The following is a 22565-nucleotide window of genomic DNA, read 5'->3' as shown; positions in this document are numbered from 1 at the left end:
GTAATCGCTCCCTTGCTTGGCCCATCCGACGGTTTTGATCCGGCACCGAGGGGTGACGAGCAGATCCACCGTTTCGACATCCTTCACGACGGTCATCTAAGGCTGGGCATCAAGAGCGCTCTGTCACAACTGAGAAAGGCGGAGGGGGTCCCGACCGGGCATGGTCTCGAGCTGCTGCTTCTGGCCACGGTGGTATCCCTGGCCGACACCCGCATCAACCGGGCTCGTTCAAGCCAGGACGGATGGACCCGCGAGATCGGGCTCTATCTTCCCGTGGCCGACCCGGTGAGCTGGTATCCCGCGAAACCCATCCTCGAAAGGATGCTGCGTTTCCTGACTGGCGACCTTTGGACCGTGGATTTCAGAGCCTGGCTTGGCGAACTCGGTCGAGTGCGTCTGCAAGGCAGCTTGATGACACCGACTTTCAATGCAGTGTCGCTATTCTCGGGCGGTCTCGATAGTCTTATTGGCGCGATCGATAAACTCGACGATGGGGCCGAGAACATCTATTTCGTCAGCCACAAGGCAGACGGCGCGATCAGCAAGCCCCAGAACGATGTCTATGAGCTCGCCACGCGGGCCTTCCGCAACCGCTCTCCAATGCGGTTGGCCTTTCCTACGGGGAAAGTTCAGGACGTATTCCCCGAACTAGGGAGCGAAAATTCCACACGAGGGCGCTCATTCCTCTTCATCGCACTGGCCGCGTTCGCTGGCTCGGCTCTCGGAACGCCATTCCCCATCTATGTTCCGGAGAACGGCCTTATCTCGCTTAACGTGCCGCTCGACGCGACGCGACTGGCGAGCAACAGCACCAGGACGACGCACCCGTTCTATTTCCACCGCTGGAACGAGCTGCTGACGACGCTTGGCATCGCCGGGACAGTGCAGAATCCCTATTGGAACAGGACCAAAGGCGAGATGATCCTGGAATGCGCACGTCCGGACATCCTCAGGGCGACAGCGGGGTTGTCGATTTCCTGCGCCAAGCCCGCGCACGGCAGGTGGGAAGGTAGCAGCGAGCCTCACTGCGGCTATTGCCTGCCCTGCATCATCCGACGCGCCGCCTTTCTCAAAGGAACGGAGGTCATGGCCGATCCGTCCAAGTATCGAATGGAAGATCCCGCGAATTCGGACCTCGATAGCACGAATAAGAAAGGCGAGCAGTACCGCGGCTTCGAATACGCGATCGAACGTCTCCGTCAGGATCCGACCCGGACCCGATCCTTCATCTACAAGACTGGCCCCCTCATGGAGGATCTGGACAAGATCGAGGGGTTGGAAGGTGTCTATTCGAGAGGTATGGAGGAGGTCGCAGCGTTCCTGAAAGGGATCGAGACCATATCTTCAGAGGCCGAAACCTGACCCGTCTTGTAGACTTCCATTGTCACCTTGACCTCTACCCGGATTTCGAGGCCCTCGTCACAGAGTGCGAGCGGCTTTCCATTTACACGCTTGCGGTCACCACCACGCCGCGCGCTTGGACGAAGAACAAGTCCGTCGCATCCAAGACCAAATACATCCGTGTCGGGCTTGGCCTCCACCCCCAACTTGTCGGTACGCATGGCAATGAGATCGATCTCTGGGAGAAGCTTCTCCATGAAACCGCCTATGTGGGCGAAGTGGGTATTGATGCCAGTCCCCAATACGCCAAGTCGCTGCCAGAACAGAAGCACGTCTTCGAACGTGTCCTAAAAGCCTGCTCGTACGAGGGCGGCAAGGTCCTCTCCATCCACGCTGTCCGGTCCGCTTCCCTTGTCCTGGACATGCTTGAAGAGCATCTCGACCTATCGACGAACACTCCGGTACTCCACTGGTTTTCCGGTTCACCCTCGGAAGCGCGTCGGGCTGCTAAGCTCGGCTGCATGTTCTCCATTAACGACCGCATGCTGACCGGATCCAAGGCCGAGCAGTTGCTGAAGGCCATTCCGGAGGAGGCGATGCTTACGGAGACAGATGGCCCGTTCACGGAAACGGGCGGCAAGGCGAGCCGCCCGAAAGATGTCGGTATCTGCGTCAAACATCTCGCTGCCCAGATCGGACGTGATCCGACCGCAGTGCAATCACTCGTATTCGAGAACCTTAAACGCCTGCTCGGCCAAATCCGGTGAGTGGCCTAATCTCCAGCTCACTTCGGCTGCCGTGAACTATGCTGGACTACACGAACTCGCGACGGATAGAATGAGGATTGGTGACAGGCGAGCTCAACTCTTCATCCGTTATTGATGGCCTACATGCGCATAGCCCCAGGCGGCCTGGATCCTTCTCGATTTCTCGGACCTTTCAATCGCTTCAGACATAAGACGGATCACGTGTATACCTACTGAACAAATTCCCTGTCACGGTCCGTGAAATACACTGTCGAGCCGTGGAAGAGGTTGTTCCGTATCGTCCTCACCTGAAGAAGCACATCCACGGAGGTCACAGGAATCAATGCGTCTCGGAATTCACATCCCCCTTCCGCGGTCTTAATCAAAGTGCGCGCCTTAGCCAGCGCCGCGATTGCGGCTACCCGCACTGCGATTTATCTCCGCGTCAGTATTCGTTTTCAACGCCCATTTCAACCAGAAGCAACCGCTCCTGTTCTGCCTCCAAGTCAGATCGAGCAACCTCTATCGCCTTCATGTCGAGCGCATAAAGTGGCATCTGCCAACGACCATACAGGTCGCGAGCATTATCCGTTGTCGCGCTCTCCGATGCCATTTTTCTTTCGAACAATAGCGTCAGCGTTGCTTCAATCAACCGATCGTTTTCCCGCGCCGGCGTCTCATCTCGAAAATTGATCTCGCTCCAAATAGAGGAGATCAGCTCCAGGCCCTCGACCGTAAATGCACCGAACGCATCAAGCGCTTCGGCGACGACGAGGGCGTCAGGCTTGGGATTGTAGAAGCCGACGTAGGCAGACGGTACAACCCATTGCAGGCTACCATCATCCAAGGCTTCGATGTCGGCATAAAGTCTCGTTTCGCGGCGATAGATGAGATCGTTTGGTGCGATGAATTCTCCCATATTGCCTTCGACATAGTGGGTCACCCTACGTCGGTCGATGATCCTGCGAAGTTCCTTTAAATCGACCGGGCGCCACTGGCAGGCTTCAGCATAAAGAAGACGTGCCAAATGGTCGTAATACCATCCCATCAACACTCCAATGCGCCTCGAAACCTCTTTTTTTGGGCACCGTATGATGTCCATGAGGATGAGTATTTTGGCAGCTTCTTCTTCGGCATGCCCTTTGAGCAGCATGGATTCTCGCGGCATTTGCGAAACCGCTTCGGATGCTGCGTGTAGACCTTGCGCGCTCTGAAGGAGAATCGGTAATCCCTCCGCGATGAACGCCAGGCGTTCGGCAAAAGGCAGGTTAACGATCTTTCGAGCCTGCCGTAATCCGATATCAATTCTTGCCATCAATCACCCCTCACCAGCTCATCCGACAGTAACGGTGGATTAGTCTGCGTGCTGTTCTTTCGCGTTAGGCCCCACGCTATCGAATAGATTATAAAACATCGAGAATCGCGCGAAAGAGGAGCGTAGCTATTCCACCCATTCCGACGATTTCTGCGGGAGCTTTCTCGACTGCTCTCGCCTTGAGGCCAAATCTGGTCGCATGGTTTTTGGGCGCTGGCGCATCGGCGGCTTCCGGAATTCCGACCGGTTACGCGATGATCCGCGACTTTAAGGCTCAGATTTTCTGCCGTGAGAACAAGCTCTCTAAGCGGGAGATAGACATCGGCGACCCGGTCTGGATCGACCGGATCGACGCTTTTTTCCATCGCACGTCCCTGCTCCCGCCAGACGGAGATCCGACTGAGTATGCTGCAGCCTTTGAAGCGGTCTATCCGCAGGCTCGCCATCGCCGGCAGTATATTGACGATGCAATCTTGAAGGGTTCCCCATGTTTCGGCCAGAAGGTCCTGGCGAGCCTCATCGCCGGCGGCAAGACTGATTGCGTGTTCACCACGAACTTCGATCCGCTGATCGAAGATGCAACCTTATCGGCCAACGCGCAGCGTTCAGTTGCCATGCAGCGCAGGCCGACGGTGGCAGGGATCGATTCTGCTGAACGGGCGCTACGCTGTCTCAATGAGTCGGACTGGCCGCTGGTTGCAAAGCTCCACGGCGACTATCAGGAGATATCCATCAAGAACACCGGCTCCGAGCTGGAGAAACAAGACGAGCGCATGAGGCATGTGCTGGTGGAGGCCAGTAAAAGGTTCGGCATGGTTTTTGTTGGATATAGTGGGCGCGATGCTTCCGTCATGGACGCCTTGTCGTCTGTGCTGACCGAGCGCTCGCCGTTTCCCAACGGGCTTTACTGGATGACATCGTCCGCGTCCCGTCTGCTGCCGGCCGTGACCGAATTCTTGACGAAGGCGCAAAGGGCAGGGGTCGATGTTGCGGTTGTCGAATGCGCAACCTTCGACGAGCTTGCGGCGGACGTCATCAGTGCAATAGACCTCCCAAGCGAATTGCACGACCACATCATGAAGGCCAGGCCCAACTCTCGGTTAATTCCGGTAACTGTACCCACCTCCGAGGCGCGGGCCTTTCCCGTTTTGCGATATTCCGCCCTCATGGTGGAGACGCTTCCTTCGCATGCGCGAAAGATTGTCCTTGGGCAGTCGACAACCTCCCCCGCCGTAAGGGAGCTCCTCAAAGCTGCAAAATGCCGGGCGATCGTCGCCGCGAACGGTCGCGAGATCGCAGCGTTCGGGAATGACCAGGAGCTATTGAAGGCTCTGTCGTCGCTCAATCCGAAACTTGCCGGAACGGTTTCTCTCGACCCAGAAGCCGACAGCTGGGCTCTCGGCATTCTTTATGACGCGCTGGTGACCGCCTTTTCGCGTTGGCGCCCGCTTACCCCACGCCTACGACGGTCAGGGCACTCCTTGACCGTATCGTCGCCACGCGAGGGCGAAGATGAGCAGCGGCGACGGAGACGTAGCGAGACCCTGAAACCGCTGCGTGACGCCTATCAAACCCCGCTGACCGGCGCAGTCCCCGGGCTTGGTTATCCATTTTCTGAGGGCATTCTGTTGAAGCTCGAACAGATCGACGGACGATGGTGGTGTGGGTTTGACCCATACACCCATGTGGACATTCCAAGGCTGGACCCCACGACAGGCACCGGCGGCATCGTCGACGAACCTTCGGTTGATTCGCTGTCCGCCCCCCGTGAACGCCATGGCGGCGATCCGGCAGGCGACTGGCGACGGGAGCGCTGGGCGCAGAGATACAACAAGCAGTGGGCCGCCATTATTCACGCATGGGCTGGCCTTTTGACCCGTTCCACCGATGGCGAGACCAAGGCATTCGGCCTTGAGGACGAAGTGGGCGTGGATGCTGTATTTCGACTGTCCGAAGTTACGGGATGGAGCCGGCCGAGTCACCACCACCGCTATTTTGACAGGAAGAAGTGATGGCAACCCAAGGTCCTACGTCGAAGCTTCCACCTTTCTCGCTCCTCGACGAGCCGCTGCTTTCCTTTTCGGCGTCCGACGACCGGGAGGTCGATGTTCATCCGCTGCGCGGCCTGCTCAATTTCGGACCTTTTTCGAAAGGTTCTTTTGGCGGCTACACATCCAAACTACGGATTGCGACTGTCGGGCCCGAGGCCTCGTTTAGGCGCCGTGGCGACTTGATGGCGTCGTTGCGCAATGCCTATCAGCCGAGTGATCGCTCTGAATATGTGCCGCCCTATCCCGGCTTCGAGGCGCTTTTTCGCGTCAGCCTCGAACCCGCCGGACGCGGCACCCATATCAAATGGCCGGACGCTCTTGATCAGCTCCCTGGCCAAGGCGATGCCCAGTCTCGTCTCTTCCTTGCTATGGAAGACGCGTTGAGGCGGTTGGACGCTGTCCGGGCAGAATTCGACGTCGTCCTTGTGCATTTTCCCGACGATTGGGCATTCGCGACACGCGGCAAGTTTTTCGACGCCCATGATGCGCTGAAGGCGCTTGGTGCGAAATACAACATCCCGACACAGGTTATCAACGACCGCGTTTTCTCATTCTCACACGCAGCGTCCCGCTCCTGGCGCCTCGCGATCGCTCTTTATGTGAAAGCCGCCGGCACGCCTTGGAAACTTGCCCCTCTGAAAGGTGTTCCGACCGATACGGCCTATATCGGGCTGGCCTATGCGCTGAGAGGAGATCAGCGAGACGCGCATTATGTCACTTGTTGTTCGCAGGTTTTCGACATGGATGGCGGGGGAATGCAGTTTGTCGCGTTCGAGGCGCGCGATCCGGTTGCGGATGCCGCCGAAGCCCGCCGGAACCCCTTTCTGAGCCGGGACGACATGCGGGCCGTGCTTGCCCGCAGCCTGGAGCTTTATCAGGGCCGCAACGGCGGGATCCTCCCGAAGCGGCTGGTGATTCACAAGACCACCGCATTCAAACAATCCGAGATCGACGGAGCATTCGATTCTCTTGCCGGTGTTCCGGAAATAGAATGTATCGAGATCAACCCGTCCCCCGGCTGGCGTGGCGTATGGCTCATCTCGTCAGGGCGAAAGACCCCACCTTCGCAGCCGTCGGGCTATCCCGTCCCAAGGGGAACCTGTGTCGTCAGGTCTGGGACCTCGGTGCTTGTCTGGGTGGCAGGCAATGCGCCTGAAGTTTCGACCAAGGGCGACTACTATCAGGGTAAGAAGAGCATCCCAAAGCCGCTGCAATTGATCAGGCACGCTGGGAGCGGCCCGCTCGAATTGTCGGCCCATGAAGCACTGGCATTGACAAAAATGGACTGGAACAATGATGCGCTCTACGATCCGGTCCCGGTAAGCATACGCTACTCACAGCGGCTCGCGCGAACGATCGCGAATGTCCCCGACCTGCCAAAGAGTGTCTATCCGTACCGTCTTTTTATGTAATAGGTTTCGATCGCGGCCTGACATGATGGCGCGATCGGCGACAGCCGGCAGGTTAAAAATGCGCTTTTAGCTGGGTCAGGCCACCACCTGAAGCCCCCTAAAACCCCAGGAGCATCGGGAAGACAGGGGAGGACGGCAGCACGGGAAGACGCGGAGCACCGCACACACTCCGCAACCTACTGTATTGCAACCATAATTTCCACACCTTTGCGCTAAATCGCGCAGTTCAGGTAATCAGGCCCTGCCAAATCGTGTCTCTACCACTACGCCGAAGGCGATTTCGTGGGATTGAAGACAGCAATCTGGCGCGCGTGTTCCCTCGTTGCGGCGCGCGTCCGGTTCAGTCATTGTCAGTTCAGCAACGAGCCGAAGAGGATCTGGTCAAATGGCCAACGGACGGCAATCAACGGTAAAGCGCCTTAAGATGGCCGAGCGGGCACAGCAGCAGATGCAGCTGCATTTTCCTGGCGTGCCGGCAGCTTTCTTCTGGCACCGCAAGACGAATGATGGCTATACCACCCTGCCGCGTACCCTCCCGATCGCCATGCAGGCGATCGACGACCAGTCTAAGGGACACCCGGCCGGCCACACCCTATTCAGCTTGTGGGCGCGCGCGCCCGACTACCCGTTCCTGACAATCGAGAACCCAACGACCTTTGCGGCAGAAGCTGGCTTTGCAGGTACAAGGGTAGTCGATACCTGGCGAAAGCGGATGAAGGCCTTGCGAGCCCTGTGGTTTATTCAGACCAAGGCGGGTCCGTCGGGAGAATTTCATTACGTCTTTCTCGTCAACCCCAACGTCGCGGTCGAGTGGATGAAGATGAACGGGCAGATCCAGGATGGTCTTTACGCCCGCTTCATCGATCGGGTCATGGAGGTCGGTGCTTTCGGCGAGATCGAAGGATTTCGCGAGCATATGGACCTAGTGAGACAGCAGCAGGCCGCAGCGGAAGCAGCGAAAACCGCAGCCGCGGGGCAAGTCGCCTCCGAAGCACCCGTTGCAGCTGCCAGCGAGCAGACCGTCTGATGGCGGCGGACCAAAACGAGAAATGCCCGCCAGAAGCGGGCATTTCCCTTAGATCGTATGACGATGAGGGTGGTGTTAACCCGCGACCTCACGCGCCTTTCGGACACCCGTTTACTACAAGCACGGCACTACTGTCAACGAAATCGTCGCCTGCTGACCATATGGAATAGAGACAATGCCATTCACGCCCGAAGAGATCCATAGGTTGCCGACCGTCCTGTCGGCTCCTCGCTTTGCGACCTATCTCGCCGAGAAGACTAGTGACAAGGAAGCGGCGTTAGAGCTGTATCGCTGGAACATGGAAGTATCGGCAGCGTTTTTTGTTCCTCTTCAGATATGCGAAGTCAGCGTCCGAAATTCAATCGTCAGCGCCATTGAAAACACGTACGGCGCCAACTGGCCGTGGGAGAAGGGCTTCGAGATTTCGCTCAGAAACCCACAGCGCGGCTATAGTCCGCGGCGCGACCTCACCGATCTTGCACGCCGGCTGCCGACGGCCGGCAAGATCGTCGCCGAACTGAAGTTCGTCTTCTGGGAACGCATGTTCACTTTGAGCCATGACAAGACGATCTGGAATTCTCAGCTGATGGCGGTCTTTCCCAATGCCGACCCGGCCAAAACCGTCCAGCAGCTGCGCGGCGAGGGTTTTGACAAGCTTCAAAGGATCCGCGACCTGCGCAACCGCATCGCCCATCACGAACCTATCTTCCGCCGCAATGTCCAGCAGGAGTATGATCGCATCCGCTCGATCGTCGCCTGGACCGACGTCACCACCGCCGATTGGCTCGACAAGGTCGAGACCGTCACTTCAATGATCGCGACCAAGCCCTGATCCCGCCTGTTCTTGCACTAATCGCACACCACATCTATTGATGACTACCACTCCACCGGGGCCTTTCGCGTATGCCAAGCTCCTAACCGGTCTCCCGCGCCGCCCGAATAGCCTTGTCTGTCAGCCCTCTCGGCCATCAAGGGTGCATCCATCCTACTGGCTCCGGCCATTCCTTTTCGCCAAGCAGGTGCTTTTTCAGCTTGCCACCCAAGGCCAAATTGTTAAGGCGCAGCTTTTCTAGCAGTTCGTTGAATTCGACATTCTCTTCATTCGGATCTGTTAGAAGTCTTTGAATGCGACCGTAAGTGCCGTGCAGACGGGGAAGTTGTCTATTAAATTGCTCAAGGAGCTCGAGCGCTGCTGAGAGCCTGTCCTCCCTTTCAGAAACCTCCCTCGAGGTCATGATCGCTTTGATATCCGGTTCGAGGATGTGCAGCGCAATTATCTTATCGCCTTCGTCAAGTAACCAGAGCTCTAGGTCTCCCAAGTCTTCTAGGATCACTGTCGTGTAAATTAGCGCGCGGCTGAGCCATTCGGTCCGCGTGTCGCGATCAGGGGCTTGGTCCAGAACAGCGGACCATGCTTGAGGCATAAAATCCCCGACGCGTCCAACCTTGTGTTTGATCAACAGACCGAGAAACAGTTCGGCGTGCTGGAGTCCACAGTCCTCGATGATTTGGCGCACGATGTTGGCCTTGCCCGTCCCCGATATCGCATTCCATGCCAATTCGAACAACGGATGATCCGGCCGGCGCACGATGAGATCGACCACCGGTTGCCATACGGCTGCATTTCTGTGAGCCCTATTCCACAGCCGCGACGGCTGGCCTGTGAAGGCTTGGATACATGCCGTCAAAAGCTCGACTGGAATATCCGCCAAGAGGGTTTCGGGGGGATCATCGAGTGTTAGGCATGCCGGCAACAGCAAATGCTCCAAATCCTTCGGCACTACGGACGACGTAAGAACAGACGCTTTTAGCCACACGGCATCCGAACGGGATGATTCGAGGATGTCTTTGAGGAGTTCACGCTCCGTATTACTTAACGTCTCCCAGTGCTCCGCGATATCGCTCACTACAACATAAGACGCGCTGCTTCCCGGCAATGAGAGGGCGCGTGCAAGCCGTCCCTCTCGGAGCTCAGGTTTCCCATTTGTGATATCGAGAAGCAGGTCGACAAAACCAAGTGAAAAATCGTCGGGGACCAGTCCCTCCCCTGTAAGTCTCTCGAGCCAGTGCAGCCAACTCTCGCAAATGGACGTCAGAAGTTCGGGTGCAATCTTTCCTCGCGCTTCCATAACGACGTTGAATAGGCGTGCCTCCGTGAAATCGGTCGTTGCCGGTAGCGCATCGAGGGCACTCGGCATTACTGCGGCGAAGAGATCCCATGCGCCGGCCGGCCCCGTATACTCAATGCGGTCAAACCTCACGAGGTTCGGCATCATGGCCGCCGCCGCGGCCGGAGACGACGCTTGCGCGGAGATAATCCCAATTAGGCGCGCTCTCCTGTCTTGAGAAAGAGTCGGCCAGCCCTTTACCGCCCCATCAAGCATGGCGGACGCGACGGCTGGGTGGTCGTCGGCGTTGAGTTGACGGAGGACGTCGTCATCTGCTGAACGATCCACTGAAAACCAAATTTCAGCGGCGGTTGCGCGAATAAAGCCTTCCCCATAGTTGAGGAGGCGAGACATGGCCTGGTGACCAAGTGCAAAAGGTTCGCCTTTGTAATAGCTTAGGGCGCGGCAGGCACCTTGTGGCCGGAGATAGGACTCTTCTGGTGCTTCGAGGAGATTCAACTCAGTCAAAACGTCTTCTCGCTCAGGCGGAAACAGAAGGGCTTCAAGCCGTTCTGCGCCGCTGAAGGTCCGGCCGAGCGGAAGGCAAGCTTCATCCTCTCGCCACGCCATCGTTGCCACGTCCCGTCGTTGGATTGCGATTACCCAATCAGGCAGGCGTGCCTGAAAATCCCGGGGTAATTCGCCGATGTAGCGCATAAGAAACGCATAGCAAAGGTCGCGCGTCGCCGGAAAATAGCTCTCTAATCCGCGTTCCGCGAGCTCCGGAATTGCGTTTGGTCTTCCGGAACGCACAAATCGGTCGTGGATCCAATCGAGATTCCGGGCGGCCGCCTTCGAGGTCGACCCGCTCCTGCAGAACAACGCCCGCGTGAGTACCATAAGTGCGTCTTCGACCTGCTTTTTGGTCGACACCCCCGCTGACGCTTCGCCCGCTGCACGGTAATAGGCATGTGCGAAATTGACACTCTCTGAAGACCCGTAACTGATCAGGCGGCGCGTTTCGAACGCGTCCAAACCGACGAGTGCCGTTTGGTCGAGCCTTGGTTTTTCGTCATAATCTGGATCGGGTGACGGTTCGGGAGGATCACCGCCGATCTGAGTAACGGTGAAGTTTGAGGTTGGCATACCCGGAAGCCCCTCCCCTCCCTTCCCCAGCAGGAACGCAAGTTCCAATTCTGAGATCGGCTCCATGGCAGTGGTCCCGATTGCGAGGCTTCGCGCAAGCGCCTGCAGACCCTCCGCTTTCCATACATCGGCCAGCGCTGAAGCGCGCTCGTGCGCAATCCGCTCAATTTGTCCTACCTTGTAAGGCACGCGAGCCTTTGCGTAGTGTCGCGCCAGGTGACGGATACTGCCGGCATCCAAAACCAATTTTCCGGACGAGAGTGCATCGTTCACAAACCGGGCGAGTTCGGGAGGCATGGCGACTGGTGCAGCTTCCTGACACCAGATTCTGGCGGAAAAGGCTGCCCTGAAGTCGCTGAGGTCGTGCCATGGGTGGCCGTCAATATCCAAGTTTGACGCATCACGCGCGCCAGTCGTCACCAAGAGCTGCTCCTGCGATTGAGATACAATCAACCGTCGGTCGTGGCGCAGGTGACCAATCAGATCCTCCAGCTGCTGGTACATCTTCACGTGTTCCGGCTCTGTATGAGTCCCGCCCAAAGGGTCATCCAGAACGGCGAGCCGCTGGGAGCTACTGGGTTCGCTCAAAAAACGTTCCGCTTCTTTAACGTCAGACAGGACGCGAACGCTGTAACCGAGCGTTTGAAATTTTGCGGCGACGTATCGCGCAGCATCTGATTTCCCAGTTCTTGGTCGGCCTGTCAGCAGTAGGACCTTGCTTTGGGAAAGCGTATCTTCCCAATGTGCTTCATCGCCCCGCTCGATGTAACCCTGGGGCAAGAGCGAGCCCGCCGAAGATGCGTCCAGAATTCGCGCAATGTCAGGCAAGACATTCGCTGCCAAGCCTTTAGCTGTCTTGATCACGTCTCGTAGGCGACTGATGGTGTCGCTCGTGCGGTCTTTCGGAACGTCGTGAATGCGCACGAGAATATCGTCGCACACCGAGGTTAGTCCAATTTCGTCAAGCCGCTCGATCAGCGCAAGGCGTTGTAGCGCGATATTCAACAAGTCCGGTGTAAGGCCGGCCGCAATAGTAGCTCTATGCTGATCTCGCGCCTTCGTCAGTTTGCTTGGGTTCTTTTCGCGTGATGGTTTAGCAAAAGCTGTCAGCAGTGCTTGGGCGTTCGCTATGCCAAAGGAATGATCGCGCTGGGATTCTTTCCACCCGAAGGGTTGCACCAGCGCTGAGGTCGCGTCGTCGCACCGGCTCGACAACACGAGTACGACAAAACGGGAGCTGTCCGCCAGCAGCCTTTCGAGAAGCGTATTTCCCGCGACCCTTTTGCCAGGATGACCGAGGTAATCGGCGAGGTCTTTGATGCCGAACCGACCTTCCGCACCCTTCACCTGGATTTCCACGACGGCGCCGTTCTCTCGAAGCTCGCAGTCTTCGCCACCATCAGGTTCGATTAGCAGTTCCGCCCCAGTTCGGTGAACCGATCGAAGACCAAAAGCAATGCAGACCAAATCTTGAAAGTCATATTTTTTTGGTCCCGTTACGTTGATCGTCAATTCATCCTCCCAAAGCGTAGCTAGCAGGCCGCGACTTACAATTGAGTAGCACGTTTCAGCATGCCTACCTTTTATATCGACCGCCCGTCATCTGCCCAAGCTCGACGTGTAGCTTCGGTGGTTCGGCAATCCGTTCATCGGCGTTGGTGTCCTGCCAGAGAAAGCGCATCAGAAAATACTGACACCGCTTTTGTCTTCACGACCCCGCCACCACCTGCCGACTCCATCTAGAGAAAGACAGTGGGTGCCTACAGAATTCCCCATGCCCGAAACCTTCCCCTCCCGGTCATCTCGCGCAGACCGAGCTCCAAAACGATCCGCCGCGCCGCCTGCGGCGTTACATCCAGCGTCTTCGCCACCATCCCGGCCGACACCAGCGGTTTTGCTATCACCAGCTCGACCAACTCCGGCAGCTTTGACGACGTCCGCCGCCCTTCCAGCTTTCGCTCCATCAGTGTTCGAGCCAGCGCCAGCCTGTCATGCTCCTTGAGCCCGGTCTCCGCGGCCGCCAGAAGCCCATGTGCGATGGCGAGTAGCCGGGTTTGGCGATCGCGATGCCGGCGCCGATCGACGGGAATGGACTTGAGCCCAAGATTGAGCGCCGCAAGATGGGTACCGGTGGTGACGCCGGCCTGGCGCAGGATCGACGCGGCCAGCAGCCGGCCGAGCCAAGGGGCGTGCTGCAGCACGGCCAGCTCATTCCAGGCATCGAGGGCGACGATCGCCTGCAACACCGCCGGCAGTTTTTCGGCCTGCCGCAGCACGCCACGCCATTCATCGAGCCGGGCATCCTCGTCCCAGTCGAGATCATAGACCAGCGGATCGGCCGGAGCCCGGCCGGGCTTTTTGGCTCGTTCGATCGCAGCGTCAGAGCGCGCGAGCAGCGCATCGATAGCCGCATAGTCGACGCCGGGGAGATCTTGGGCGTCGTCGGCGTCATCCCCCTCCCCTTCCGAGTCGATCGCGATCGCCGGCCGAATAACTCCGGTCGTCGTACCCTCGTCCGCGCCGCCCGCCCCGATTTCCGAGGTTTTCCGTAGCGAGCGGATGCCGTCGGCGGACATGGCCCAGTCCGGCGATTGCCCAGCGATGCGCCGGCGGGTGCGCAGCACGTCGCGGGCGATTGTCAGCTCATGGGTGGGTGTGCGAATATCCTTAGTGGCGTCGTGGAGGACAAGGTCCTCGAGATGGACCAGTTCGCCGTCGATCCACAGCGAGGCACAGGCGTCGGCGAAATTCTGACGCTCGATCCACCCGCTTCCGACGGTCGAGCGGGCGATGCGCTCGTCAAGGCGCGCCAGAGCGATACCGGCTGTGGGTTTTAGTTTAATTTTTCAACTCGGAAATTGTCATACGGACGTAAGGGTTAGGCGATAAATTTCAGTAGATTTTTCGCTAAGGATTTCAGCGAGGTCTGCCCATGCCAAAGCAATTGCATGATCAGGGATTGCCGGCGACACGCGCGATCTCAGATGAGCATTGGTCAGTCGCGCTCCGCATGGCCCGCGAACTGGACAAGATCCTTGATGGCATCGGGCCGAAGCAGGTGGCCGTTTCGCGCGCGGCGGCCGAGTTGCGGCTAACGCGGCGACAAATCTACAATCTCCTCGTCCGCTATCGCATGGACAGGAAGGTGACAGCCTTACTCCCGCGCACCGCAAAAAGCCGCCGCAAGCGGCTGTCAGAAAAACTTGAAGCAATCATAGCGACAACACTGCGCGAGCAATGGCTGACACTGGAAGCTCCGCCCCTTGCCCCGGTCGTGGCTGAAATCCGCGCTCGTTGCGAGGAAGCCGGGCTGACCTTGCCGTCATACGTTACGGTTGCCCGACGTATCCCGATGCTGTTTAGCGCTGAAGAGATCGCCAAGAAACGGTCAGCCAATCCGAAACACCTGCTCCGGCTGAGGCCACGACCAGGATATATTCACGCAACTCACCCGCTCGACGTCTGTCAGATCGATCACACTCCGGCTGATATCAATTTCGTGGAGGTCGTTGACGGAACTGGCGTGTTTGTGGGTCGGCCTTATCTCACGATCGTGACCGATGTGGCATCACGCGTTATTTTAGGTTTCTGCCTGACTTTGGAGAAACCATCTGTTCTGTCGGTCGGACTTTGCCTTGCCCATGCGATGTGCGCGAAGGACGAATGGCTTGCCAACCGTAGCCTTGCTCATGCCTGGTCGACATTTGGCAGGCCTCGGGTACTCGTCACCGACTCGGCGATGGAATTCAAGGGGCACGCTTTCCAGCGTGGCTGCGACGATTATGGCATCCGCATTCGATATCGTGACCGCGGAAGAGTGCATCAAGGCGGCGTGGTCGAACGACTGCTGGGCAAACTCAACGCTATCCTCGCCACCTATCGCGGTTCGACCGGAAGGTCTGTGGTTGATCGCGATGAATATCCCTCGGAACGGCGCGCCTGTCTCGGATTCGCGGACCTGGAGCGGTGCGTTGCGCTGGCCATCCTCGATCACAACCGGCAGGAAAACACCAAGACACTGAATGTGCCGAATACGGAGTGGCAGCGCAACAACGCAGCTTTACCGCGCTTCAATGACGATCCACACACCGTTCTATTGTCGTTTCTGCCGGGTACGGAAAGAAGATTGTCGCCGCAGGGGATCAGCATGTTTGCCGTACATTATTACGCGTCATGGCTTGGCGGCCTCATTCCGCAGCGCGACCGGCTGGGAAAGCTGGAAGTAAGATATGACCCTCGAGACATCAGCCATATCTATGTCCGGGATCCGGAAGGCAGACACTTCCGACCCGTCGAACGGCGCGATGGCAGGCTTACGTCGCTGACGCTATGGGAACATGAGGCTGAGCGCGCCCGCCGGCGCGATGCAAACCATCGCTCAAGTGTTGCAAGGGTGGAGTTTCGCCGCGAAATCGCTGCTATCGTCGGGACTGCGAAACAACCCAGACGCCAGTTGCGAACTGCTGTCCGCGGTATCCACGCGGGCGCGTCGCAGAAGCCTTATGCGGCTATGCAGGAACAGGCGCGCGTTGCCTCACCTCATCCCACCCGTCAGAAAAGCCGACTACCGGTCGAAGACTGGTAGCATGGCATGTCGGACCATCTGCTCGACCATGTCCGATCCTACCTTGAACGCGACCAGGATGAGCGGATCGCCTACATCCGTGCCCCACGATGGATCGGACATCAGGTTGCTCAAGACAGCCATATACGGCTCACCGAGCTACTCTCAAGACCGCCGTCATTACGAACCCAGGGCCTGATGCTGGTCGGCCCCTATGCCAATGGCAAGACGATGATTGCGGAGCGGTTTGCCGTCGAACACCTGCGAACATCTGTCCAGCAGAAGCTTTGGATGGTCCAGACGCGAGAGGGCGCGGGCCTTGGCCATTTCTACGCGAGCATTCTCCAGGCGCTCCACGCTCCTGGGGGCGACATTTGGAATGTCAGCCGCAAGGCGGAACAGCTGGATCACTTGCTGGCAAATCTCAAGCCAAAGGTGTTGATCTTCGACGAGTTTCACAACGCATTGCGCGGACGGGCGCGCGACATCGAGGCGATTTTTGCATTCCTGCGACGAATCGGCCGTCAGTATGACATCGCCCCGGTTCTGATCGGGGACGTATCCGTCTACGACTTCCTCAACGCCACCAGCGAGATGGCAAGCCGTTTTGATCTGGTCGCAGTCCCGCGATGGCAATACGATGAGCCCTATCTGATGTTGCTCGATAGCCTTGAAGCAGCGTTGCCACTTGCCAGGATCTCGGATCTGTCCAGCGAGCCGTCGGCGCGGCTTATCTTCAGGTTATCGGAAGGTTTGATAGGCGAGACCGTCACCATCGTCACAAGAGCGGCCGTCGCGGCGGTACAATCCGGAGCCGAACGTATCACCAAGGCGGGCATCGTCGAACTGCGGCACATACCAATATCGCAGCGGCGCCTACCGGCTTTACGGGACAACCTGTTATGACGATGGGCGATGCTGGTATCCCGACAATCAGCATACAACGGAGATACCGTCACGTCGTTTCCGACCAGTGGCCCATCGACGTCTTACCGCAAACCGACGAATTGCTGTCGAGCTGGCTGCACCGCCTTGCTTATGCCAACGGTGTTGCACCACGTGGATTCGCCCGCGTCTTCGGACTTGGATCTGGCATGTGGTCACCAGCCATCGATTTCAGACCCTCGAGCGACATCGAAAACCTGCTTCGCGCAAATGCCGGTGTATCCCACGCTCAGATCGTGGCAATGACCCTGGCAAGTGGCATCCCGACGGAGCTCTTGCTGCCGTTACGAAACAGCGGTCGGCGCGGGACTTCAACCTGGTTGCAGTACTGCCCCCAATGCCTGGCTGGCGATGAGCATCCATATTTTCGCCGCAGCTGGCGTTTGGCGACCAAAGTATCTTGCCGCCACCACCGCTGCGGCTTGCGCGACCGGTGCCCATCCTGCCAAAGACGTATCGAAGCCTACGGTCAAAGCAAGCTTGTTCCCCAGCATTTTTGCGTCCACTGCGGTTTCGATTTGCGCAAGGCGTCAAAGGTCATCATCAGCGTTGCAGCGCACCTGGTGGATTATCGCATTGATCAGATGTGCCGCGGGGCGAGTGTCACTCCAGAACATCAGCGCGTTTTCCTTGCACGATTGCTGCAAATCCCCACGCTGGTGATGACCCACACTTCCGGCTCGCTGCTCAACTTTTCCAGCTCGACGCGAATCCGATGCTTCGAAAAGTTTGCAGATCGCGTTTGCGTACGAATAATGCGTGATGACGATAGTGCTGTCTGGCCAAGCCCCTATAGGGCCGAATCTGCTGGAAATCGTCGAGCAAATACCCTAGTTTAAAGCTTACAGTGCGTGCTGCGTGCGCTGCGGGCTTCCCCCGAAATTGACGGATACTTCGATCAACCTCTCACAAGGAGCGCGAACCCATGTCTTCGACATTTTCTCAGGGCCGCATTCAATCCACTCTCCGTCAGTTCCTCGATAATGAAGCATCGGGGGGCATCATCCTGATGGCAGTTGCTGCTCTGGCAATTGCCACGGCGAACTCGCCGTTGGCAGAGAGCTACTTCCATGTGCTGCACGTCTATGTCGGCCCGCTGAGCATCCAGCACTGGATCAACGACGCCTTGATGGCCGTCTTCTTCCTGCTGGTTGGCCTGGAGATCAAACGCGAGATGCTCGACGGCCAGCTTTCAAGCTGGAGCCGGCGCGTCTTGCCAGGCGCGGCTGCTGCAGGAGGCATGCTGTTTCCGGCACTGTTTTACCTCTACTTCAACTGGAGCGACCCGACAGCTATCCGTGGCTGGGCAATCCCGACTGCGACCGATATCGCCTTCGCTCTTGGGGTCCTTTCCCTTTTCGGTAATCGTGTTCCCGCATCGCTGAAGATATTTCTGGCGGCGCTGGCCATCATCGACGATCTCGGCGCCGTTGTGGTTATCGCTCTCTTCTATACTGCGGAACTGAACCTGCTCGCATTGGCTGGCGCGGGCCTCGTCGTTGGAAATCTGATCATCTTCAATCGCATGGGCGTGAAGGCCCTCTGGCCCTATCTCGCCCTCGGCGCGGTCCTGTGGGTGTTGGTTTTCGCATCAGGCGTGCATGCCACCCTTGCAGGTGTCTTGCTGGCGTTGACGATACCGCTGAAGCTGACGCCGGGGACGCCGGAGGCCACACACGATGAATCACCTCTGCACAGGTTCGAACACTTGCTGCACAAGCCGGTCGCCTTCGCGATCGTGCCGATCTTCGGCTTTGCCAACGCAGGTGTTTCGTTTGCCGGTTTATCGATGTCGGTCTTCGAAGAGCCGCTCACAATGGGCGTAGCGGCCGGCCTGTTGCTCGGAAAGCTGGTCGGCGTTCTGGGAACAGTGGTCGTTCTGGTAAGACTGGGCCTAGCCGATCTTCCAGCGAGCGCCAGTTGGGGTCAGATGACCGGCGTGGCCCTGCTGTGTGGAATCGGGTTTACGATGTCCCTTTTCATTGGCCTGCTGGCCTTCAGCGATCCAGTTGTACAGGATCACGTCAAGATCGGGATCCTGATGGGGTCGCTTGTGTCCGGTCTTTTGGGTGCGGTCTTTTTGACCGTCTCGGGCCGGCGAGCGAGGCGTGCGGTCTGAGTTGCTATTACTCTCCCGCGACCTTCTCCGACCTCCGCACCCCCCAAATATGTGCTGAGATAAATCGGTATCACTTAAAAAACTGCGTTCAGGTCGAAGATGTGGCCACCGTGCCAAGCAATCCCGCTCACCATGGTGAGTGGGATTGACATTATTCGGATCAATTGGCTATTGAAGTCACAACGGTAATGGATTCTGCCGGGCATTACGCCGAACCGCTTCCCCGATGAAGCTGATGACTCCTACTCAACGCGCAACACGCGAAGGAGTAGAGTCGTGCCTAGAATTCTGTACCTGTCCTCCAAGACGAAATGTGACCGTGCGGGAGCGTCCATCTGATGGCGTTTTCTGCATTTTTCGGACTTCGTATCGCCCAGGTCCGTAGCCTCGCGAAATGGATCGTGATCGTCGTACCGATGGCTGCTGCCGTCGGCTCGCTCGTAGCCCTGTTTCTCTGGAGCCTTGACCGGGCAACGGAGCTTCGTTTCGAATTTCCCTGGTTGATTTACGGCATGCCTGTCGCAGGTTTTGCGATGGTCTGGGCCTACCAGAAATTCGGTAAATCGGCGGAGGGTGGCAACAACCTCATCGTCGACCAGATCCATGAGCCGGGCGGCGGCGTGCCGCTGCGCATGGCGCCCTTCATCCTCGTCACCACCGTACTTACCCACCTCGTCGGCGGCTCGGCCGGTCGCGAGGGAACCGCGGTCCAACTCGGCGGCAGCCTGGCCAGCGCTTTTGGCAAGATGTTCAAGCTGACGCCGGGCGATGTGCGCATTCTGCTAATGGCCGGCATTGCTGCAGGCTTCGGTGCGGTGTTTGGAACACCCATTGCCGGCGCGATCTTCGCGCTCGAAGTCCTGACCATTGGCCGGATGCAGTATGAGGCCCTGTTGCCGGCTTTGCTGGCTGCCGTCGTTGCCGACTGGACCTGCCATGCATGGGGCATCGGCCACACCCACTACGCAATTGCCTATCTCGGCGGCGTTGGAGAAGCGGTCGGTTTCCACCTCGATGCCCTCCTCCTGCTCAAAGTGGTCACTGCCGGTTTGGCTTTTGGCCTGGCGGCCCATTTCTTCGCCGAACTTTCCCACCTCGCGTCGTCCGCCTACAAGGCGATCCTGCCTTATGCGCCGCTGCGTCCGGTACTCGCCAGCGCCATATTGCTGGGCCTCGTCTACCTCCTCGGTACGCGGGAATATCTCGGTCTGGGTGTCTGGTCCCCCAATCCCGACGACGCGACGATCCTAGGCTTTTTCCGTCCCAATCACGTGGATTACTGGAGCTGGGCCTGGAAGGCGCTGTTCACGATCGTCACATTAAACGCCGGTTTCAAGGGCGGCGAGGTCACACCGCTGTTCTTCATCGGCGCAGGTCTCGGCAGTGCGCTGGCCGGTGTTCTCGGCGCACCGGTCGATCTTTTTGCGGCACTTGGCTTCGTGGCCGTCTTCGCCGGCGCCACTAATACGCCGCTGGCTTGCATGATCATGGGGATTGAGCTCTTCGGCGCCACCCATTCGGTCTACCTCGCTGTCGCCTGCTTCGTTGCCTATCTGTGCAGTGGCCATTCCAGCATCTACCTGTCGCAGCGCGTCGGCGTTCCGAAAACCGCTGCCGCCAACGATATTCCTCCCGACATCTCGGTTCGCCACATGCGTGACATGCGGACTCAGAGCCTCGGCGAAATCGTCGGAAAGGTCCGTCTCCGGTCGATCGCCACAACCGCAACACTCAACGAAAGGCCCATCATCGTGAAGCAACACAAGCTGCATTCTACCGAAATTGGCATGGTCCGTATCTACATGAAGCCGCGTGAGAAGACGCCCGGCAAGGGCGGTTGGTTCGGATCGAAGCCTCTTTACCGGGAATTGGTCGTGCAGGCGAAGTCGGCCGGCATCAAGAATGCCGTCGCGCACCATACGCATTTTGGCTATTCGAACAGCGGTAAGCTTCAGGACGAGGGCTTCGAGATCCCCAATCCGGATCTGACTATGTGCGTCGAGATGATTGCATCACGCGACCAGCTCGAAGAGTTCTGCCGGACCCATGGCGCGGTCCTGAAACACAAGGTGATCGTCTACAAGCACCTGGAACAGTGGGATGTCGTCCATCACGACGTCGAAACGGCAGAAGCGCTCAAAGTCACGACATCCTGAAGGAGGCGCGATCTTGGTTTATCTGATCGTTTCCTTGGCGCAGGTATCGGTGGTGTTTTCCGGCACGCCGTCAACATGGGAGCGGCGCGCCTGTTCGGCTTCGGCTTTCCCTACGGCACACTCACCGTCAATGTTGTCGGCTCCGTCGTCATGGGCCTGCTCACGGAATTTTTCGTGTTTCGCTCAGGCCTGCCACAGGAGTTGCGCCTGTTCCTGACCACCGGGTTGCTCGGCGGGTTCACCACCTTCTCGACCTTTTCGCTGGATGCCGTGACGCTGTGGGAACGCGGGCAATGGGGTGTTGCTGCCGGATATGTCGCTCTTTCGCTGGTCCTGTCGATGGCGGGACTTTTTGTCGGCCTCATGCTGATCCGGATGGCCGGACATGGACAAGCCGCATGAAAATCTTCCTTACAAGCTGGCCGTTCTGGGCCCTCCTTTCGGCCGGCTTTGCAGCCCTGACGGCGATCTTCGCCAAGATCGGCGTCGAAAACGTCAATTCCGACTTCGCCACCTTCATTCGCACCATCGTCATCCTGCTGGCCGCTGGCGCGATGGTCTATATCACCGGAAATTGGCAGGAGCCGTCGACGGTCTCGACCAGAAGCTGGCTATTTCTTGTACTTTCCGGTTTTGCCACGGGCGCATCCTGGATTTGCTACTTCCGGGCGCTGAAGCTTGGTGACGCCGCCCGCGTCGCGCCGATCGACAAGCTGTCCGTGGTGTTCGTGTCCATTTTCGCTGTGCTGCTTCTCGGTGAGCGCCTGACGCTCCCGAACTGGCTCGGTGTCGTGATGATCGCGGGAGGCGCCGTTCTCGTCGCCTACAGGGCTTAAGACCGTCAAAAAACTTCAAGGGGGAGGAATGCACGATGTTGAAGGTGTCGTTTTGCATTTAATCGTGAGATTCCAGTCCTAACAGTTTCAGTAAGATAGCCCGGCACTTAATTTGAGACTTGGCATTTAATTTGAGACTCTGGCTTCTGTTTGGCACTTAATGTGAGATTCGCCGCCAGGAAAATATGGCTGTTTACGGCCACGCCTCAATGGAATTGCGAGAGACCGATTGTCGTCAATGGCCTTGCAGCCATGTGATTACAGACACATGCCGCTACCACTGGTCATCAAAGCCCGTCGTGCTGCTTCGACGTGGCTGCAATTCTGTCCTGCGTGCCTCGGTTCTGATCAGCCCCCATATTTTTCGGAGGCGATGGCGACACTCGACTAGAATCTCCTGCTTTATCCACGGGTGCGGATTACGCGACCGTTGCCCATCGTGCCACCGCGGAATTACTGCCTTCGCTCAGCCACGGCTTGTCGGCCAGCATGTCTGCACCTCTTGCGCTTATGACCTGCGGCGGGCGTCCAAGGTGCCGGTGACAATTGAAGCGCAATACTTTGAACAGATAATCAATCGTTCTATCGGTACAGTGGCGAATATCCTTGCGACGAACAATCCGCCGAAATGGCCTTGGCGACGAGATTTGATCGCAGTTCTACCGACTCGGTTTCCAGCCGGATACGCTTGTTCGAGCGCTTCATTCCCGACGACGCCTATCTGGATGAGGGCTTCGTCCTTCCCATTCGGCGGTCAAAGCGGATTATGAAAGATAAAATCGAACCGGCCCGTCAAACT

Annotated in this window: 16 protein-coding genes and 1 riboswitch; of the genes, 13 read left to right on the top strand and 3 right to left on the bottom strand. The window is 58.0% G+C overall.

All coding sequences use genetic code 11. The features are described from left to right. Positions 1 to 12: 12 nt before the first annotated feature. Both qatC and qatD read left to right on the top strand, forming a co-directional pair. Positions 13 to 1362, top strand: coding sequence for a Qat anti-phage system QueC-like protein QatC (gene qatC / locus G6K99_RS22655; protein WP_180215609.1), 1350 nt, complete (start codon positions 13 to 15; stop codon positions 1360 to 1362). Beyond that, positions 1341 to 2108, top strand: a complete 768-nt coding sequence (qatD, locus tag G6K99_RS22650) for a Qat anti-phage system TatD family nuclease QatD (protein ID WP_371816285.1) — start codon at positions 1341 to 1343, stop codon at positions 2106 to 2108. Before qatC ends, qatD begins: the two co-directional genes overlap by 22 nt. Before the next feature lie 424 nt (positions 2109 to 2532). On the opposite strand, the gene G6K99_RS22645 is transcribed toward qatD, so the two are convergent. Beyond that, on the bottom strand, positions 2533 to 3402 hold the full coding sequence (locus G6K99_RS22645; protein WP_174198037.1) for a hypothetical protein: 870 nt from the start codon (positions 3400 to 3402) through the stop codon (positions 2533 to 2535). A 254-nt stretch (positions 3403 to 3656) separates the two neighbouring features. Between G6K99_RS22645 and G6K99_RS22640 the strand changes: the two genes are divergently transcribed. From G6K99_RS22640 to G6K99_RS22625, 4 genes are all read left to right on the top strand, one after another. Further along, the gene (locus G6K99_RS22640) at positions 3657 to 5414 is read left to right on the top strand and encodes an SIR2 family protein (protein WP_174198036.1); all 1758 of its coding nucleotides are present in this window, start codon (positions 3657 to 3659) and stop codon (positions 5412 to 5414) included. Further along, the gene (locus G6K99_RS22635; RefSeq protein ID WP_174198035.1) at positions 5414 to 6865 is read left to right on the top strand and encodes a nuclease PIN; all 1452 of its coding nucleotides are present in this window, start codon (positions 5414 to 5416) and stop codon (positions 6863 to 6865) included. Before G6K99_RS22640 ends, G6K99_RS22635 begins: the two co-directional genes overlap by 1 nt. A 385-nt stretch (positions 6866 to 7250) precedes the next feature. Next, the gene (locus G6K99_RS22630) at positions 7251 to 7892 is read left to right on the top strand and encodes a hypothetical protein (RefSeq protein ID WP_202048853.1); all 642 of its coding nucleotides are present in this window, start codon (positions 7251 to 7253) and stop codon (positions 7890 to 7892) included. Positions 7893 to 8067: 175 nt separating this feature from the next. Continuing rightward, on the top strand, positions 8068 to 8724 hold the full coding sequence (locus G6K99_RS22625; RefSeq protein WP_202048852.1) for a hypothetical protein: 657 nt from the start codon (positions 8068 to 8070) through the stop codon (positions 8722 to 8724). A gap of 136 nt (positions 8725 to 8860) precedes the next feature. Here G6K99_RS22625 and G6K99_RS22620 read toward each other — a convergent pair whose 3' ends face one another. After that, positions 8861 to 12658, bottom strand: a complete 3798-nt coding sequence (locus G6K99_RS22620; RefSeq protein ID WP_174198034.1) for a hypothetical protein — start codon at positions 12656 to 12658, stop codon at positions 8861 to 8863. A gap of 248 nt (positions 12659 to 12906) precedes the next feature. Next, positions 12907 to 13989: an RHE_PE00001 family protein gene (locus G6K99_RS22615; protein WP_174198106.1), complete on the bottom strand. Its 1083-nt coding sequence runs from the start codon at positions 13987 to 13989 to the stop codon at positions 12907 to 12909. A gap of 89 nt (positions 13990 to 14078) precedes the next feature. Between G6K99_RS22615 and G6K99_RS22610 the strand changes: the two genes are divergently transcribed. From G6K99_RS22610 to G6K99_RS22580, 7 genes are all read left to right on the top strand, one after another. After that, entirely contained in the window at positions 14079 to 15731 is a 1653-nt protein-coding gene (locus G6K99_RS22610; protein ID WP_042617858.1) for a Mu transposase C-terminal domain-containing protein, read from the top strand. 6 nt (positions 15732 to 15737) lie between these two features. Next, on the top strand, positions 15738 to 16616 hold the full coding sequence (locus tag G6K99_RS22605; RefSeq protein ID WP_042617857.1) for a TniB family NTP-binding protein: 879 nt from the start codon (positions 15738 to 15740) through the stop codon (positions 16614 to 16616). Next, a complete protein-coding gene (locus tag G6K99_RS22600; protein ID WP_052496828.1) occupies positions 16613 to 17494 on the top strand; it encodes a TniQ family protein in 882 nt (293 codons plus the stop codon). The genes G6K99_RS22605 and G6K99_RS22600 overlap by 4 nt, the downstream gene beginning before the upstream one ends. Before the next feature lie 86 nt (positions 17495 to 17580). Continuing rightward, positions 17581 to 18774 (top strand): Na+/H+ antiporter NhaA, encoded by a 1194-nt coding sequence (gene nhaA / locus G6K99_RS22595; protein WP_042617856.1) that lies wholly within the window; start codon positions 17581 to 17583, stop codon positions 18772 to 18774. Between the two features lie 175 nt (positions 18775 to 18949). Further along, a riboswitch (Fluoride riboswitch) is annotated at positions 18950 to 19026 on the top strand. A gap of 86 nt (positions 19027 to 19112) precedes the next feature. Next, complete coding sequence (locus G6K99_RS22590; RefSeq protein ID WP_042617855.1) at positions 19113 to 20930, top strand: voltage-gated chloride channel family protein; 1818 nt, start codon at positions 19113 to 19115, stop codon at positions 20928 to 20930. A 75-nt stretch (positions 20931 to 21005) separates the two neighbouring features. Next, on the top strand, positions 21006 to 21332 hold the full coding sequence (gene crcB / locus G6K99_RS22585; RefSeq protein WP_082249875.1) for a fluoride efflux transporter CrcB: 327 nt from the start codon (positions 21006 to 21008) through the stop codon (positions 21330 to 21332). Continuing rightward, the gene (locus G6K99_RS22580; protein WP_042617853.1) at positions 21329 to 21766 is read left to right on the top strand and encodes an EamA family transporter; all 438 of its coding nucleotides are present in this window, start codon (positions 21329 to 21331) and stop codon (positions 21764 to 21766) included. The genes crcB and G6K99_RS22580 overlap by 4 nt, the downstream gene beginning before the upstream one ends. The last annotated feature ends 799 nt before the right edge of the window (positions 21767 to 22565 follow it).

This window comes from Neorhizobium sp. AL 9.2.2, assembly GCF_013317225.1.
GTDB lineage: Bacteria > Pseudomonadota > Alphaproteobacteria > Rhizobiales > Rhizobiaceae > Neorhizobium > Neorhizobium soli.
Note: the sequence above shows the minus strand (reverse complement) of the source record. Positions and strands in the feature narration are given on the sequence as shown.

What these genes read in the sequence shown, in the direction of transcription:
- G6K99_RS22645 (WP_174198037.1), bottom strand. Translation starts at nt 3,402, where the DNA reads ATGGCAAGAATTGATATCGGATTACGGCAGGCTCGAAAGATCGTTAAC.
- G6K99_RS22640 (WP_174198036.1), top strand. Translation starts at nt 3,657, where the DNA reads ATGATCCGCGACTTTAAGGCTCAGATTTTCTGCCGTGAGAACAAGCTC.
- G6K99_RS22635 (WP_174198035.1), top strand. Translation starts at nt 5,414, where the DNA reads ATGGCAACCCAAGGTCCTACGTCGAAGCTTCCACCTTTCTCGCTCCTC.
- G6K99_RS22630 (WP_202048853.1), top strand. Translation starts at nt 7,251, where the DNA reads ATGGCCAACGGACGGCAATCAACGGTAAAGCGCCTTAAGATGGCCGAG.
- G6K99_RS22625 (WP_202048852.1), top strand. Translation starts at nt 8,068, where the DNA reads ATGCCATTCACGCCCGAAGAGATCCATAGGTTGCCGACCGTCCTGTCG.
- G6K99_RS22610 (WP_042617858.1), top strand. Translation starts at nt 14,079, where the DNA reads ATGCCAAAGCAATTGCATGATCAGGGATTGCCGGCGACACGCGCGATC.
- G6K99_RS22605 (WP_042617857.1), top strand. Translation starts at nt 15,738, where the DNA reads ATGTCGGACCATCTGCTCGACCATGTCCGATCCTACCTTGAACGCGAC.
- G6K99_RS22600 (WP_052496828.1), top strand. Translation starts at nt 16,613, where the DNA reads ATGACGATGGGCGATGCTGGTATCCCGACAATCAGCATACAACGGAGA.
- nhaA (WP_042617856.1), top strand. Translation starts at nt 17,581, where the DNA reads ATGTCTTCGACATTTTCTCAGGGCCGCATTCAATCCACTCTCCGTCAG.
- G6K99_RS22590 (WP_042617855.1), top strand. Translation starts at nt 19,113, where the DNA reads ATGGCGTTTTCTGCATTTTTCGGACTTCGTATCGCCCAGGTCCGTAGC.
- crcB (WP_082249875.1), top strand. Translation starts at nt 21,006, where the DNA reads ATGGGAGCGGCGCGCCTGTTCGGCTTCGGCTTTCCCTACGGCACACTC.
- G6K99_RS22580 (WP_042617853.1), top strand. Translation starts at nt 21,329, where the DNA reads ATGAAAATCTTCCTTACAAGCTGGCCGTTCTGGGCCCTCCTTTCGGCC.